At 64.5% G+C, this 15,997-nt stretch carries 7 protein-coding genes; 2 read left to right on the top strand and 5 right to left on the bottom strand.

Annotated elements, in window-relative coordinates; genetic code table 11:
• Nucleotides 1-5: 5 nt before the first annotated feature.
• Both EB835_RS15815 and EB835_RS15810 read right to left on the bottom strand, forming a co-directional pair.
• The gene (locus tag EB835_RS15815) at nt 6-10,547 is read right to left on the bottom strand and encodes a non-ribosomal peptide synthetase (protein WP_135810412.1); all 10,542 of its coding nucleotides are present in this window, start codon (nt 10,545-10,547) and stop codon (nt 6-8) included.
• 107 nt (nt 10,548-10,654) lie between these two features.
• Entirely contained in the window at nt 10,655-10,870 is a 216-nt protein-coding gene (locus EB835_RS15810; RefSeq protein ID WP_135810411.1) for a hypothetical protein, read from the bottom strand.
• 365 nt (nt 10,871-11,235) lie between these two features.
• On the opposite strand from EB835_RS15810, the gene EB835_RS15805 reads away from it, so the two are divergent.
• Nucleotides 11,236-11,643: a helix-turn-helix domain-containing protein gene (locus EB835_RS15805; RefSeq protein ID WP_135810410.1), complete on the top strand. Its 408-nt coding sequence runs from the start codon at nt 11,236-11,238 to the stop codon at nt 11,641-11,643.
• Between the two features lie 6 nt (nt 11,644-11,649).
• Entirely contained in the window at nt 11,650-12,072 is a 423-nt protein-coding gene (locus tag EB835_RS15800) for a hypothetical protein (RefSeq protein ID WP_135810409.1), read from the top strand.
• Nucleotides 12,073-12,251: 179 nt separating this feature from the next.
• On the opposite strand, the gene EB835_RS15795 is transcribed toward EB835_RS15800, so the two are convergent.
• From EB835_RS15795 to EB835_RS15785, 3 genes are all read right to left on the bottom strand, one after another.
• Nucleotides 12,252-13,607, bottom strand: a complete 1,356-nt coding sequence (locus tag EB835_RS15795) for an MFS transporter (protein ID WP_135810408.1) — start codon at nt 13,605-13,607, stop codon at nt 12,252-12,254.
• A gap of 5 nt (nt 13,608-13,612) precedes the next feature.
• The gene (gene lhgO / locus EB835_RS15790; protein ID WP_135810407.1) at nt 13,613-14,884 is read right to left on the bottom strand and encodes an L-2-hydroxyglutarate oxidase; all 1,272 of its coding nucleotides are present in this window, start codon (nt 14,882-14,884) and stop codon (nt 13,613-13,615) included.
• Nucleotides 14,885-15,097: 213 nt separating this feature from the next.
• A complete protein-coding gene (locus EB835_RS15785) occupies nt 15,098-15,808 on the bottom strand; it encodes a GntR family transcriptional regulator (RefSeq protein WP_135810406.1) in 711 nt (236 codons plus the stop codon).
• Between the last annotated feature and the right edge of the window lie 189 nt (nt 15,809-15,997).

The raw sequence follows: 15,997 nt of genomic DNA, 5'->3' as shown, positions 1-15,997 counted from the left end.
AGCTCCTAGTGGTGTTGCTTTGGCGGGGTTTGGTTCCAGGAGTGATTGGAACTCGTCTGTGATTCGGCGGCCTCGTCCATATGGATGGACAGGACGGGAAGAATCTCTTCGAGGGCCTCGGCGCCCAGCATGTCCGAGTGCCGCGAAGCGACCTCGGTGACGTGGACGTCGCCGGTGACGAACCGGCGCCAGGAGTCGGGTCCGGGAGTGCTGTTCGGTACGTCCCGGGTCGCGGTGAAGAGCAGCAGCTCACCGTCGAACGTCTCCACCGGGGCCTCGCGGATCAGCCGGGCCAGGGTGAAGAACCCGGACGTCATCGCCGCAATGGTCTCCGGTGCGACATTGCCGAGAGGATCCCCATGTTCACGCAGGATCTCCATGGCCCTTTCGTCGTCGAGGCCATCCGTTGCCTCCGTGATCGCCGGATGATTGGCGCCGAGGTAGTTCGCCCACAGCTCGGATCCTTCGCCGACATCGGCGTTGCGTTCCTGTCCGGTGGGGAACGCGTCGAGAATGCCGAGGAACGCGACCCTCTCGCCCCGCTCCTGGAGGCGGGTGGCCAGGCGGTGGGCGAGGATGCCGCCGAGAGACCACCCGATCAGGTGGTACGGACCCTCGGGCTGGACCGTTCGCAGGTGGGCGATGTAGTCGTCGGCGAGTTCGGTCAGTGTCTGTGCCGTCATCTCCTCCGGATCGTCCGGGGAGAGGCCGGGCATCTGCAGGCCGATGAGTGGACGCTGCGGATCGAGACCGTGGAGCATCGCGGCGAATCCCCAACTGATGCCCGTAGCCGGATGAACGGCGAACAGCGGTGGCTTGGTGCCCGCCGAACGCAGCGGGAGCAGGCGGTGGAGGCTGTCGGCGATAGAGCCGGCGCCGCCTCGGCCGGCCTCGAGAACGAGCTGCTCGACTGTCGGCGAGCGGAACAGGGCCTGGACCGACAGGTCGGCCTCGAGACCTTCGTTGACCTCTGCGATGAGAGGTCGGGCCAGGAACGAGTGCCCTCCGAGTTCGAAGAACGATTCGTCGACGCCGACGTGGGGCAGGGACAGCACGCGAGCGAAGATCGCGGCAACGGTGTCTTCCTGCGGCGTGCGGGGCATCAGTCGCGAACCGACGACCGCGGTCGACGGGTCGGGCAGGGCCGCCTCATCGATCTTGCCATGAGCGGTGAGAGGAATCCCTTCGATGACGACGAGGCGCGCGGGCATCATGTACGAGGGAACGATCGATCGCACATGGTCTCGCGCCTCATCGGCGAGATCGGTGGCGGTCTCGGTGCTCACGCCCGACTCGGCGACGATATAGCCGATGAGCTGCAGGGTGGCAGGATCCGTGCCGCACGGACGGACGAGCGCGTCCTTGACCCCCGGTGCCTGGCGCAGGGCGCGCTCGACCTCCCCGAGTTCGACCCGGTAACCGCGGAGCTGGATCTGATCGTCGCCGCGCCCGATGAACTCGAGCTCACCACCATCGTGCCTGACGACGAGATCACCGGTCCGGTACATCCGCTCACCCGGTGCACCGTGCGGATCGGCGACGAAGCTTTCGGAACTGAGCCCCGGACGGTTCCGGTACCCGTGGGCCAACTGCTCACCCGCCAGATACAGTTCCCCGACCGTCCCGGACGGCACGTGGTTCAGGCGCTCATCGAGGACGTATCCGACCATGTGCTCGAGCGGTGATCCGAGCACAGGCGTTGAGGAAGCGGCCAGGGGCGCGGCGAACGCGTCGACGGTCGTCTCCGTGGGTCCGTAGAGGTTGTAGGCGATGATGCCGGGATGGTCGCGCAGCCACTGCCAGAGGTCCGCATCGATCGCTTCCCCTCCGAGGGCCAGGATGATCGGAGAGTCCTGCTCGGCGGCTTCTGCGAGCATTCGCCCGAATTCCGGTTCGGTGGAAAGCAGACGAAGGTAGCTCGGCGTCGTCTCCCAGAATCCGATGTCGAGTCTGCGGAGGTCGGCCGCCAGCTGCTGTGGATCGCGTTGGACGGCTTCAGAGGCGATGTGAAGCGGGTGCCCGACGATCATCCACAGCAGCGGATCCCAGGCCGCATCGAATCCGATTCCGGTGGTGTGGGCCACCGGAATCCGGTCGGCCCCACTGCTCGGGGTCGGCAGCAGCCTTGTGCGGTGGGAGGCAAGGAGGCTCGCCAGGGCCCTATGGCCGACCGCGACGCCCTTGGGCCGACCGGTCGATCCGGAGGTGAAGGTCACATAGGCCGCCGAATCCCGATGCGGCACAGGCAGAATCGCGGTCGTGGCCGTCCTCGCTGAGCCAGCGGCCGCGGCAGGCGAGCGGGCCGATGACGGATCAGTCGAACTGCCGTTCGGGGTGACTTCGATGATGCTCGGGGTGATCCCGGCATCGGTGAGGAGCGGCGTGAGCTCTGCGGTCCCGCCCTGCTGTGTGATGACGATGAGCGGTTCGGCATCGCTGAGGATCGCAGTGGTGCGGCCGCTGGGGTAGTCGGGGTCGATCGGGTTGAACACCGCACCGGCCTTGAGCACGGCCAGCGTGGCGACGATGACGCCGATGTCGCGACTGAGCTGAACGGAGACCGTCTCGCCGGCACCTGCCCCCTGGTCGATGAGCTCGTGCGCCAACCGGGTCGAGGCCGCGTCGAGTTCCCGGTAGGACAGCGACGTCTGGTCGGACCGGACCGCCACGGCATCGGGCATTCGGGCTGCTGTGGCGGCGAAGACGTCGAGGACCGGCGGCGGCGTGTCTGCCGGCGTCGAACCGGTGAGAGAATCGATCGCAGTCTGCGTTTCGACCGGGTCGAGCAGAGCGATGTCGTGCAGCGGTCGCTCGGGGTCCTGCACAGCCTCGTCGACGAATCGGGAGAATCGTCGGCAGAGACCGGCGATGGTCTCTGCGTCGAACATCGATGAGTTGAAATCGAGGACCACCGCGAGCCCCGCGTCGGCTTCGCCGCGGCGGAATGTGAACGAGAGGTCGAACTTCGCGTCACCGGTCTCGACCTCAGGCTCGATGCTCGTGGCGACCCCGGGCAGCTCGAGGCTCGGTGCTGCCGCCTCCTCGACGGACAGCATGACCTGGAACAGGGGGTGACGGCCCAGTTCACGAGGTGGATTGACGGATTCGACGAGGCGTTCGAACGGGACGTCGTCGAGTTCCACAGCGTCGATGACTGCGGTGCGGGTGCGGGCCAGGAGTGCGCGCAGGCCGGGGCCCGCCGAAGTGTCGGTGCGGATCGGAATGGTGTTGACGAAGAGGCCGACCATGTCCTCCAGTGCCGGGTCCGACCGTCCGGCGCTGGGCGAGCCGATGACGATGTCCTCACCGGCACCGAGCCTGCTGAGATAGCCGGCGAGAACCGAGTGCAGCGCCATGAACAGGCTGGCCCCGTTCTCTGCGGCCACCGCTGCCAGACGCGCAGATGTGCGTGCGTCGAGGCTGAAGTGATGATGACGCCCCGACTGTCGTGCGGTCGTGGGGCGGGGGCGATCGGCGGGCAGTCTGATGTCGGTGGGAATCCCCTCGAGCCGTTCGTGCCAGGTCTGGATCTTTCGGTCCAGGAGCGGGGAATCTGCGCCAGGACGCTGCTCGTCCTCGAGGACATGGCGCTGCCAGAGCGCGAAGTCGGCGTACTGGACGTCCAGTGTGCGCTGCATCGGATGGGCGGAGCCTCGCAATGCGGCATAGGCGGTCGACAGGTCCTGCGTCAGTGGTCGCAGCGAGGCACCATCGGTGGCGATGTGGTGCATCACGAGGTGGAGCACCCACTCGTCACCTTCGGCGAAGAGGCTCGCGCGAATGGGAAGGTCGCGGCTGAGGTCGAATCCGATGGCTGCCTCTGCCCTCATCTGCTCCGCGGTCTCGGTGCCAGACGCCGTGGTGCGGCGTTCCACGAGCCCATCACCGGCGTCCGGGGGCAAGATCTGCTGGACAGGGCTTCCGTCGACACTGGGGTAGACGGTGCGCAGAATCTCGTGCCGGGCGATCACGTGCGACAGCGCCTGCCCGAGAGTCTCCGGGTCGAGATCTCCGGTGCATCGGACAGCAACGGAGACGGTGTAGTCCGAGGCATCGGTGTCGAGCTGATTGAGGAAGTGCAGTCGTGCCTGCCCGAACGACAGGGGGATCAGCTGCGGGCGAGCATGCTGACCTGATCGACTCCATGCCGTCAGGCTCGTGTGCGGTGCACCGTCGGCAGGGGCTGCCGTGATCGCGGCATCGTCGTCGGGCGTCGGCGCGGTCGAGCTGTGTGGACCGAGTCGATGAAGAAGCGCTGCTGGGGTGGGTGAGTCGAAGATGGCGCGCAGAGGCAGCTCGGTGTCGAAGGCAGCCCGAATGCGGCCGATGAGCGAGACCGCCAGCAGCGAGTGGCCGCCCAGTTCGAAGAAGTCGTCGTCGAGGCCGATCTCTTCCGTTCCGAGTACGGATGAGAATTGCCGACACATGGTGCGTTCGTCGGCGGTGCGGGGAGTTCGGGAATCCTTGGTGCTCGACGTGGTGGGGGCAGGCAGCAGGGAACGGTCGAGTTTGCCATGTGACGTCAGCGGGATCGAGTCGAGACCCACGAGAACGTGGGGGACCATCGGTGCCGGGAGCTGGGCTGCGAGGTGCTCGCGGAGAGCGACCTCGTCGACGTTGCCGGTGAAGTAGCCGATCAGCCGTGCCGATTCGGGTTCCGTGAGGTTCTCGACGATGGCCGCCGCCTGGGCGACTCCGTCGCCCGAAGCCAGGGCGTTCTCGACATCGCCGAGCTCGACTCTGTATCCGCGCAGTTTGATCTGGTCGTCATCGCGGGAGACGAAGTCGAGGCTGCCGTCAGGATTCCGGCACACGAGGTCGCCGGTGCGATACATCCGCGCGCCCGGTTCGAGAGGATCGGCGACGAACCGTGTCGCTGTCTCTTTCGGTCGGTCGACGTAGCCGGAGGCGATTCCAGCTCCTGCGAGATAGAGGTCGCCGATGACTCCGTGGGGGACCTCTCGCAGATGCTGATCGAGGACCATAGTCCGAACATTCCCGATCGGGTGTCCGATCGTGGGCCGGTCTCCCTCGACTTCTGCGATGACGGAGTCGATGGTGAATTCGGTGGGGCCGTAGAAATTGTGAGCTCGCACGCCGGGGTGCGCAGCAAGTTCGCGCCAGAGATCTTCGGGCACGGCCTCGCCGCCGAGGGCGAGCGAGAGTGGGACGCGGTCTCCATTGGTTTCGTCGTTGAGCAGTCCTGAGATGATGAGCTGCCTGACGAAGGACGGGGTGGTCTCGAGGACCCGAATCCGGTGCTCTCGGCAGAATCGGACGAGCGCCTCGGCATCGCGGCGGACCTCATCGCCGACGATGTGCAGACTCGCTCCGGCCACGAGCCACAGCACCGGATCCCAGGCGGCGTCGAAGCCCAACCCGGCTGTGTGCGCTGCCTGGACCGGGCCGGACCCGAGACCCGCCTCGGCGAAGATCGTCTCCCGATGATGAGCCAGGAGATTCATCAGTGCACTGTGGGGGACGGCCACGCCCTTCGGAGTGCCGGTCGAACCCGAGGTATACATCTCATAGGCGCGATCGCTGGGAGCCGGGCGGCCGACCTCACGCCGACCCGCCTCGGCGGCGTGGAGTTCGGCGGTGGCGATTGCTGTGCCGGGCCGAACCGGGAGCGCAGCCTCGTCGGTGATGACGGCCTCGGGACTGCTCGCGTCGAGGATCAGCCGGATCCGGTCACCGGGGTAGCTGAGGTCGATGGGCACGGCGACGGCCCCGATCGACAGGACGGCCAAAGGGGCCGCGATGGCGTCGGCGGATCGGGGAAGGGCGATGGCGACGGAATCTCCGGCTGTGACTCCTCGGGCGGTCAGGACCTGAGCGAAGTGGTGGATGCGGGCACCGAGATCGGCGAAGGTCAGCTCACCGTCCTCGGCGATGAGCGCCCGACGATCGGGGTGGCGCCTCATCGTCGAATCGAGGGCGTCGAGGATCGTGGACTCGGGTGCGACCAGGTCGCGACCCTGACCCTGAGCGCGGATCGTTGCGAGTTCGTCCGGTCGCAGCACCTCGAGTTCCGAGATCGGTGTGTCCGGATCGGCGGCAAACTGGTCGATCACGCGGACGAATCGTGCGGCGATGGCTTCGGCGGTGGATTCGTCGAAGAGCGCGGAGTCGAACTCGAGGGAACCGGTGATGCCGGCGGCTTGACTGGGTGCGTGAGCGCCGCCGTGGGTCTCGCGTTCGGCCAGGTCGAGGAGGAGGTCGAACTTCGCGTCCGTCACCTGTGGCCCGGGCGCGGGCTCGATGTCGAGGTCCCCCATGTCCAGATCCGCCGGGGCGGTGTTCTGCAGGGTGAGCATGACCTGGAACAGGGGATGGAGCTGGTCCGAGCGCGGAGGACCGACCTCGTCGACGACGCGGTCGAAGGGCGCATCCTGATTGGCATAGGCGGAGAGGTTGAAAGCGCGGACCCGATCGACGACATCGACGAGGTTGGGGTTGCCGGAGGTGTCGGTGCGCAGGACGAGAGTGTTGACGAAGAAGCCGATGAGGTCGTCGAGCTTCGTCTCCGTCCTGCCGGCGACGGGAGTGCCGATGGGGATGTCATTGCCGGCGCCGAGTTTGCTCAGCAGCACCGCGAACGCTGCCTGCAGCACCATGAACAGACTGGCGTTCCTCTCCCCAGAGAGCCGGCGCAGACCGGCATGGGTCGCGGCGTCGATTTCGACCGGGATCCTGCGCGAGACATGACCCGTGCTCTGTGCGCTCCTGGGCCGATCGACGGGAAGCCTGAGCTCGACGGGAGCCTCGCTCAGTGCGTCCTTCCAGTAGGCCAGCTGGCAGGCGATCTCACTGTCGGGTACGTCCTCGGAGCCGAGAGCTCTCCGCTGCCACAGGGCGTAGTCGGCGTATTGGACGGGCAGCTCGGCAAGGGCGGGAGCGACACCGTGAGTCCGAGCGCGGTACGCGGTGGAAAGGTCATCTGCCAGAGGACGCAGCGACCAACCGTCGGCGGCGATGTGATGCAGAGTCAGGAGCAGGAGATGATCCCGGGCGCCCAGTCTGACCAGCAGGGCCCGAATCGGCAGCTGCGTTGAGACGTCGAAGCCGCGTGTGGCTTCAGAGTTGACGGTGTGATCGACGAGCTTCTCGCCGACCTCCACAATGGGCAGGGCGATCTGCGCATCGGCAGCGGGGAGGATCACCTGTTCGGGCTGACCTTCGGTCCACGGGAACACGGTGCGCAGGCTCTCGTGCCGAGACACGACGTCGTTGATTCCCTCACGCAGAGCATTGCTGTCCAGGTCTCCGCGGATGCGCAGGGTGAGAGGAATGTTGTAGGCCGCGGATGTCGGGTCGACCTGGTTGAGGAACCACAGACGGCTCTGCGCATAGGACAGGGGGATGGTCGCGGGTCGGTTCGCGGCGACGAGCTCTGCCACGGGTTCGTGGGCAGAATCGCCGAGGTCGAGCCCGGCACTGAGTTCGCGGACGGTGGGGTGGTGGAAGATTTCGCTGAGTGCAGGTGGGGCGGCGAATCGCTTCCGCAGCGAGGACACCAGTTGGGTGGCGAGCAGAGAGTGCCCACCGAGTTCGAAGAAGTCATCATCGATGCCGATGGTGTCCACTCCCAGTGACTGCGCGAAGGCCTCGGCCACGGCCTGTTCCTGGAGGGTCCGCGGGACTGCCGATTCCGATCGCGTCGACTCCGGTTCCGGGAGTGCAGCCCGATCGAGTTTGCCGTTGACCGTGAGGGGGATCCGCTCGATCTGTGTGATGAACGAAGGGACCATATAGTCGGGTACGCGTGTCTTCATGTCCCTGCGCACCTCGGCGGTGTCAATCTGCTCATCGGCGGTGATGTAGCCGAGGAGCTGACTGTAGCCTGCCTGATTCTGCCCCAGGATGACCGCGGCGGATCGGATTCCACTCTCCGCCTGGAGGGCGAGCTCGACCTCGGAGAGTTCGACACGGTAACCGCGCAGTTTGATCTGCTCATCGGCGCGGCCCAGGAATTCGATGCCTCCGGCCAGGGGTCTGCGGACGATGTCACCGGTGCGATACATTCTGGAACCGTCGTCGGCGAAGGGATCGGCGATGAATCGTTCGGACGTGGTGGCCGGCCGGCCCACATAGCCGCGTGCCAGATTCGTCCCCGCAATGTAGAGCTCTCCCCGTGCCTGTGAGGGAACGGGGTTCAAACGTGAGTCGAGGACGTAGTGTCTGGTGTTGGCTACGGAGCTGCCGAGGTCAGGTGAGGAGCCGGAGACGATGGGTGCAGTGAGAGTGTCGACGGTCGTCTCCGCCGGTCCGTACAGGTTATAGGAGTCCACCTCGGGCAGGGTCGCGAGCTGATCCCAGAGTCCGCGTTCGACGGCTTCCCCGCCCAGGGCGACGACACTGGGATGTTCGGTGCCGCTGAAGGTGCCGTGGGCGAGGAGGGCCTTGACGAATGAGGGCGTCGTCTCGATCGAGTCGATGCTGTGGGTGGAGAAGTAGTCGGTGAGGGCTTCAGGGTCCCGGCGGGTGATCGTGTCGACGATGTGGAGTTCGTGTCCTGCGAAGAGCCACAGCAGCGGGTCCCAGGAGGCGTCGAACGAGATCCCGGCTGTGTGTGCCACACGCAGGCCCCGCCCGAGCCGCTGCACGGCCGGATCGAAGATGGCCTCTTTGTGACTGTGGAAGAGATTGAGCAGCGACTGGTGCTCGACTCCGATGCCTTTGGGGCGACCGGTCGACCCGGAGGTGAAGATGACGTAGGCGAGGTCGTCGGGGGAAGGCGTCGACCCGTTCTGCACTGACTCGGTCTGGGGCGACTCGTCAGCCGGTGCTGCCGCCTGCGGTTCCGCACCGATGTCGATGACGGGACGGTCCGTGATGACACTCGTCTCTCCCGCCGGACCCGACACCGTTGAGGAGTTGATGACGAGCACCGGCGCTGCATCGGCGATCATCGCTTCGATGCGGCCGGCCGGATAGTCGGGGTCGAGGGGCACGTAGGCGGCGCCGGTTTTGAGGATTCCGAGAACGGCGATGGGCAGAGCAGTGGACCGGCCCAAGCGTGCCGCGATGCGGGCTCCGGGTTTGGCTCCGTAGTCTCGAAGATAGGCAGCGAGCCGAGTCGAGCGACGATCGAGTTCGCCGAAGCTGATGTGTCCGTCTTCGGCGACGACCGCAGTGGCGAGCGGGGACTTGTGGGCGTGTACGGAGAATTCCTCCACCACGGTGTGGTGGGGAAGTTGAAGGTCGGGTCCCTTGCCCTTCGCGATGAGCACTTCGGACTCGTCTGAGTCCAGGAGTGAGAGACCCGACAGATGCTGATCGTCGTTTGCGGCGAACTGGCACAGAACGGAGAGGAACCGGCGCTGATGCTCGGCGAGGCTGTGATGGTCGTAGAGTTCGGCGTTCGCCTCAAAACGGACGATGGCAGGCCCGCTGTCTCCGTCGGAGTGCGGGTCGGCTCCGATGCCGTGGATGATGATCGAGAGGTCATCGACCGGGCCGGTCGACAGCAGGTGCAGCGAGGCAGTCGACATTCCGAAGTCGATGTCATCGACGTGAGGGAAGATGTTGACCGAAGGCCCGATGTAGTCGTTGTCGGTGCCCAGCTCTTGGTATTGGAAGCGCTGATGGATGAGTGTTTCGCGCAGCGTAGCGCCGGTGTCGGCGAGGAGATCTGCTGTCGTCATCTCCGGTGCTGTCCGCAGCTGCACCGGCAGGACCTTCGACATCATGGACGGCACCGATTTGGCCAGGGCGCTGCGGCGGGCGGTGACCGGAAGGCCCACCGAGACGGATTCTCGTCCGGTCATGCGGTGCAGGTAGGCCGCCGCGGCGCTGAGGATGAGCGTCGGTGCCGACCGGGACCCGGCCAGACATGACGAGAGTTCCTGCGGGATGTCGGCGTTGCAGGTGACAAGCCGTCGTGCCGGGGAGGCCGGGCGTTTGGCCAGACCGGTCGCCGTTTCCGATTCGGAGCGCATCTGCCTCCAGAACTCGGCGTCGGTGGTGAAGCGTGGTGAGGAGCGGTAGTCGCCCTCCTCGGCGATCAGGTCGTCGAGGTTGCCGAAAGGCGAGTCCGAAGGTCCGGTTCTCTGCTCGGCCAGTTCCCGGTAGACCTGGGATTCGCGGCGCAGGACGAGGACGGCGGAGTATCCGTCGACGAGGAGGTGGTGGGCTCGCTGATAGAAGATCCAGTGGTCGGGCCCGAGGTGGAACAGCTGTGACCTGAGCAGATGACCCTCGTCGATGTCGTGGACGGTTTCGAGGTCCTCCTGCATCAGCGCATGAGCCGAGGCTTTGGGATCCTCGGCTGCCTCCGTCTGCAGGTCACGGACCATGAGATGGCTGCGGGCCGATCCGTGCTGTTGGAATGGGCCCTGCTCGTCCTCGCCGAAGACGACATTGAGTGAGTCGGCTTCGGTGACGGCCGTGGCGACCGCCTCACGCATCTTCTCGACATCGAGCGGTCCGCGAATGTCGACATAGAGCCCGATCTGGAAGGCCGGGTTGTCGGGTTCGATCTTCTGGGCATACCAGATTCCGCGTTGTGCCGAAGTGAGGTCGATTCGAGAGGTCTCGTCAGTCATCGTGTCTTTCGCATTGGGTAGGGGCGTGACGTCGGGGATGAGGAGCGCGGGTGCTCAGCACCATCAGGCGCAGAGGTGACGTGGGCGCCGTGGCAGGGGAGCGGTCGTCACTGGAACTGACCGATGTTGATATCGCCGAGGAGGTCGCCCAGATCGATGATCGGACCGTTGATGAGTGCCCCCGATGTCTCAGTCGATTCCCGCTGGGAAGTCTGGGCTGCGGAGGCGCTGGCGGGCGCGGCCATGAGACCGACTGCAATGACGAGGGCCGCGAGTGCGGCACCGGAGGCGGTGCGAGTGCTGATGAGCTTGAGATTCTTCATTGTCACTGTCCTCTTCTGGCTGTGGCCGCTGTCGTCTGCAGCGGAGCGAACATGGGCAATTCGGAGGACTCGTCGCATTGGATTGGTCGGCGTCGAAAATTGTCACCGGCGGTCCGAGGTGCCGGTGAATCTCGTCAGTATGGTTGTGACCGGCGCGCATGAGAGTGGCACGGTCCTGCTGCTCGATGACGAAGTCGTCGGCGAGTCTGTCCCGGGGGAGACAATGATTTCGCGGTTGATCGACGACTGCTGCGGGTGACCGCCTCGGTGCGCCGGAGTACTGGCTCTAAATACCGTAAGCGTCTTAACAACCTAAAGGTTGTTTCGGTAGTATGGACTTTATGGGTATCCCCTAGGAGGACGTTATGTCGACGCTCGAACCTGAGTTTGTGAAGGCGCGGGCGAAAGTGCTGGCCCGAGAGGACCGCGAGCTCAAGGCCGCTCTGATCCGAACCCGACAGGAGTCGGGTCTGTCTCAAAAGGATGTCGCTGAGATCATGGGTGTCTCGCAACAAGCGATCCACAAGTTAGAACGCTACGACTCTGATCCGAAAGCATCGACTATGCGTCGGTACGCGAATGCTCTCGGGGCGATGTATGAGCATCGGGTTCACAGGGATCACGGGCAATCAGCATGGTTGGCAACGCGCCGCAGGTGGGAGACTGCGAAGAAGACGTCCCTACCGGTGGAACCGCCGGCCGCTGCTGCGACGCTGCCGGTGGTGCGGCAGTGGCGAACTGTGAAGCAGTCCGATGTCGGACTGGCAGGTTGATCAGCGATGGATGATGCGGAATCAGAGCTGAGCGGTCTTCGCGAGTTCATCGACCGAGTTCGACTCGACTCTGTGCAGTTCCACGAAGTCTCCGCCCGTCGTTTCGACTCTGATCGAGGCGGCGCTGACGGTGATATCTCCATCGAAGTGCAGATCAACGAAGACTCTGACAGATTCGGTGTTCGTCTCAGGGGCATGACCCAAGCTCCAGCCGGTGAGGCCGTGGTCAGCGTCGCGGGTGAATATGTCATCGAAGATGGAATCGCACCCAGCAGCCGCGTCATCAAGCAGTTCGTCAATGAAGTGGCCGTGATGGCTGTGCTGCCCTATCTGCGTGAAGGAATCGCCACCATCACTGCGAAGGTGTTTGGCACTCCATTGAACCTCCCAATCATTTCGCGAGGCGCTATCACCGTTGACATAGATTAACGGGCGGCGAAGCCTACGCCATCGCCGAGGCGATACGCCGGATGCGCACCGCGGCGCGCTCGAGCCGACTGCGTCGTGACCACAGATCCTCGATCAGCCACATGCCCACCCGTTGCAACGGGCGAGCATGTGGCTGATGGGACGGTGTCGGACCGCGTTGGCCGGTGTCGCGGTCGGACTCAGTTCCGTTCGGTTGTGTAGCGCTTGCCTTGGTCGGCCAGAGCTCCGACGACGACCAGCAGACCTGCAGCCACGAGAACCCAGCCGACTCCAGCGGTGGAGTTCGTCGGCGACGAGACCACGAGGGACAGAGCGCCGAGAGGGGCCAGACCACCGGCCACCGCAGTGCCGATCTCGCGTGCCGTGCCGACACCGGCCGACCTGGATTCCGGTGGGAACTGCCTCGACAGGAACGACCCCTGGGCAGAGAACATCATCGGAGCCAGGACGCCGGTGCCGATCGCAATCGCGAGATAGACCATGAATGTGCCCGAGTCCTGGAGCAGGGCGAGGAAGATGAACGCGAACACCATGGACAAGGCACCGCCTGCCATGATCACCATCTTTGAGCCGAGGCGATCGCACAGTTCGCCGAAGATCGGGACGGTGACGATGGCCACTATGCCTGCGACCATGACGGCCCCGGAGGTGACGTTGGCCGAGACGCCCTGGAATTCGTCGAGGTAGGCCAGTGAGAAGGTCTTGAACACGTAGCTGAGAGCGTTGTAGCCGATGGCGATGACGAAGACGACGAGCAACGGCTGCCAGTGGTGGATGAATACGTCGAAGAATCTCGGCGCGCGCTTCTCATCATTCTCGATCTTCTCTTCGACCTTCTGCTCGAATTCCGGAGATTCGGGCAGAGATGATCGGATCCACATTCCCACTCCGACGAGCCCGATGGAGACGATGAACGGAATCCTCCATCCGCCGGCCATGAGGAATTCGTCGTTGCGCAGGGTGAGGAGGAAGACCGTCGCAGAAGACAGGACGAGGCCGATGTTGAGTCCGAGAGCAGGCCAGGAACCCTGACGCCCGCGTCTTCCGGCCTGCGCGTGTTCGTAGGCGTTGACCGCAGCTGACGCGTATTCGGCTCCAGCGCCCATGCCTTGGAAGACGCGCAGCACCACCAACAGAATCGGCGCCCACGCACCGATGGTGGCATACGTGGGGAGCAGGCCGATGCAGAAAGTCGACACACCCATGAGCGCGAAGGTGATGACGAGGACTTTGCGGCGCCCCAATCTGTCACCGAGGTGGCCGAAGACGATGCCGCCGATCGGTCGGGCGATGAAGCCGACCGCGAAAGTCGCGAAAGCCGACAGAGTCGCCACTTGGCTGTCGCCCTCAGGGAAGAAGACCTTGCCGAACACGATCGAGGCCATCGTGGCGTAGAGGTAGAAGTCGTACCACTCGACGGTGGTGCCGACGATGGTCGCGACCGCGACCTTGCGCAGCCGCTTCTTCTCGTCGTGAGGAGTTTCATCGCGGTACCGCCGGGGGTCGGTACTCGCGTCGTTGCGAATGGAGCTCATGAGCGTCAGTCGTCCTTTGGTGTCGATTCCGGTGAGGATGGGAGGAGGTCGTGGGTGTTCGTGACGACGTCGACGATGTGTTCGGCGATCGCCATCGATGAGGTGGCCCCGGGGGACGGGGCATTGCGGATGAGGGTTGCTCGGTCCTGCTGCTCGATGACGAAGTCATCGACGAGACCGCCATCGGCATCCATTGCCTGAGCCCGGATGCCGCGGGGGATCGGCTTCGAGACCGCTCCCTTGAGTGAAGGCACGTATTCGGCAGCGCCTGCCAGGAACTTCTTCCGAGAGACCACGGCGGCGAACTCGCGGACCGCGGCCTTCATGTTCCCCGCTGCGAACTTCCAGAATGCAGGGTCGGCAGCGACCGTGAGGCTGTCCTTGATGCCGATCTTCCGTCCCGAGTAATTCTCTCTGCCGAACGACAGGAATGCATTGGGCCCGACGAGCATCTCTCCATCGACGCGCTTCGTCAGGTGCACCCCGAGGAACGGGTATGCAGGGTCAGGCACCGGGTAGACGAGTCCATTGAGAATGGTGCGATGTTCGGGTGCCAGCTGGGAATACTGACCGAAGAACGGCACGATAGTGGGATGAGTCGCTCCGCCGGCCATCTTTGCGACCCTGTCGGATTGGAGTCCGGCGCAGGCGATGACGAAGTCGAAGGTTTCGACGTGTCGGTCGGTGCCGCGCTCGGAGGTGATCGTGCACCCGTGGGCTTGCACATTCATGTCGACGACCTCGGCGTTGAGGTGGATCGTGCCCCCGGCAGCCTCGACATCCTCGGCGAACGACCGGGCGATCGCCGCGTAGTCGGTGATTGCCGTGTGAGGTGAGTGCAGGGCGAGACGTCCGACTGAGTTCGGCTCGATCTCACGAATCCGGTCGGGGCCGATGAGCTCGACATCGGGCACCCCGTTGGCCACAGCGCGTTCATGGATATCGTGCAGGCGCTCCTCTTCTTCGGGGGTGAGAGCGACGACGATCTTTCCGCACTCTTCGAAAGGGAGCTGATTGGATCGCGCGTAGTCGTGCAGCAGGTGGACTCCGCGACGGCACAGTCGAGCCTTCAGGCTGCCCGGTTCGTAGTAGAGACCGGCATGGACCACACCGGAGTTGTGACCGGATTGGTGGGCCGCCACACGATCGGATTTCTCGAAGATTGTGACCACGGCATCGGGGAATCTGCGCGTGATCTCTCGGGCGACCGCGGTGCCGTTGATCCCGGCTCCGATCACGGCGAATGTGTGTCCGTCGTGCCGGTTCTCTGCTGTCATCGTCTGCTTCCTCCTCGTTGGGGCAGCGGTGTGTCCAGATGTCCTGCGACTGCAGGGGAGACCCTGACCACAGCCTCGCTGAAGTCAGCGTAAACTACGTTACATGTTGCATGCAACTACATGATCTGCCCGGTGGTCGAGCGCGACGGGGGTGGGGTGCTTGAGGCTTTGTCGGTGAGGCGCCGGCGCGGCTCTCGCAGAACTGGGCTTGAGTCAGGCGGTCAGCCAGGACAGACGCGCTGTGAGGTCCTGCTCGCCGAACTCGGGTCGCTGTCGTGTCTCCTGCTTGATCAGCAGGTCGGCGGTGTTGCGTATGTGCCGCTGCATAGCCGTTGCGGCTGCTTCCGGGTCGGAGACCATGATTGCGTTGAAGACGTCGACGTGGTCGTCGAAGCAGTCTCGGCATGTTCGGCTCGTCGGCACGGTTCCCACGCCCGTCTGCAGAACCATGTTCCGTTGTTCCTGCAGGACTTCGATTGCGCGAGCGTTGCCGGCCATCTCCAGGATTGCGGAGTGAAAATCGCGATCGGCTCGCAGTGTCGCCTCGGCGTCGTCGCTGTCGGCTGCCTCTTCGAATGCTGAGAAGTGGGAGGACAGCTTCTGCCGTGCGTTGTCATCAGGGTTGAGGGCGGCTTTGCGGGCGAGCGGAACTTCGATGATGAGCCGCAGTTCGAAGCCGTCGATGAGGGATTCGATGTTGGTCTCGAGGACGCGGATGCCGCGATTCGGCTCGATGGCGACGAGCCCTAGACGCGCGAGTTCGGCGGTAGCTTCCCTGACCGGAGTGCGTGAGACTCCGAGCCATTCGCCGAGCGCCGTCGCCGAATGAAGGCTTCCCGCGGGCAGGTCACCTTTGATGATTGCTTGACGCAGCTGCTCGGTAGTCTGTTGGGTCAGTGTCGGCCCACGGTTGACGATGGACATGCTTCGATTCTGCCATGTGCATGGTCGACATGATGCTCCGGCTTTCGCTGTTGAGCGCGGATGAGCACTCAGCGTACGCCCGCGAACGTTGAACTAACCACCCCTGTCGTCAAGGGCTCTTGTCGGTCAACTAAGCTGGTCGAGGCTCAGTTCCAGCGAGTCGAACACAGCTTCTGACAAGGAGGTCTC

The sequence above is a fragment of the Brevibacterium sp. S22 genome (assembly GCF_004745485.1).
Lineage (GTDB): Bacteria > Actinomycetota > Actinomycetes > Actinomycetales > Brevibacteriaceae > Brevibacterium.
The sequence above is the reverse complement of the archived record's forward strand: the minus strand, read 5'-3'. Positions and strand labels throughout refer to the sequence as shown.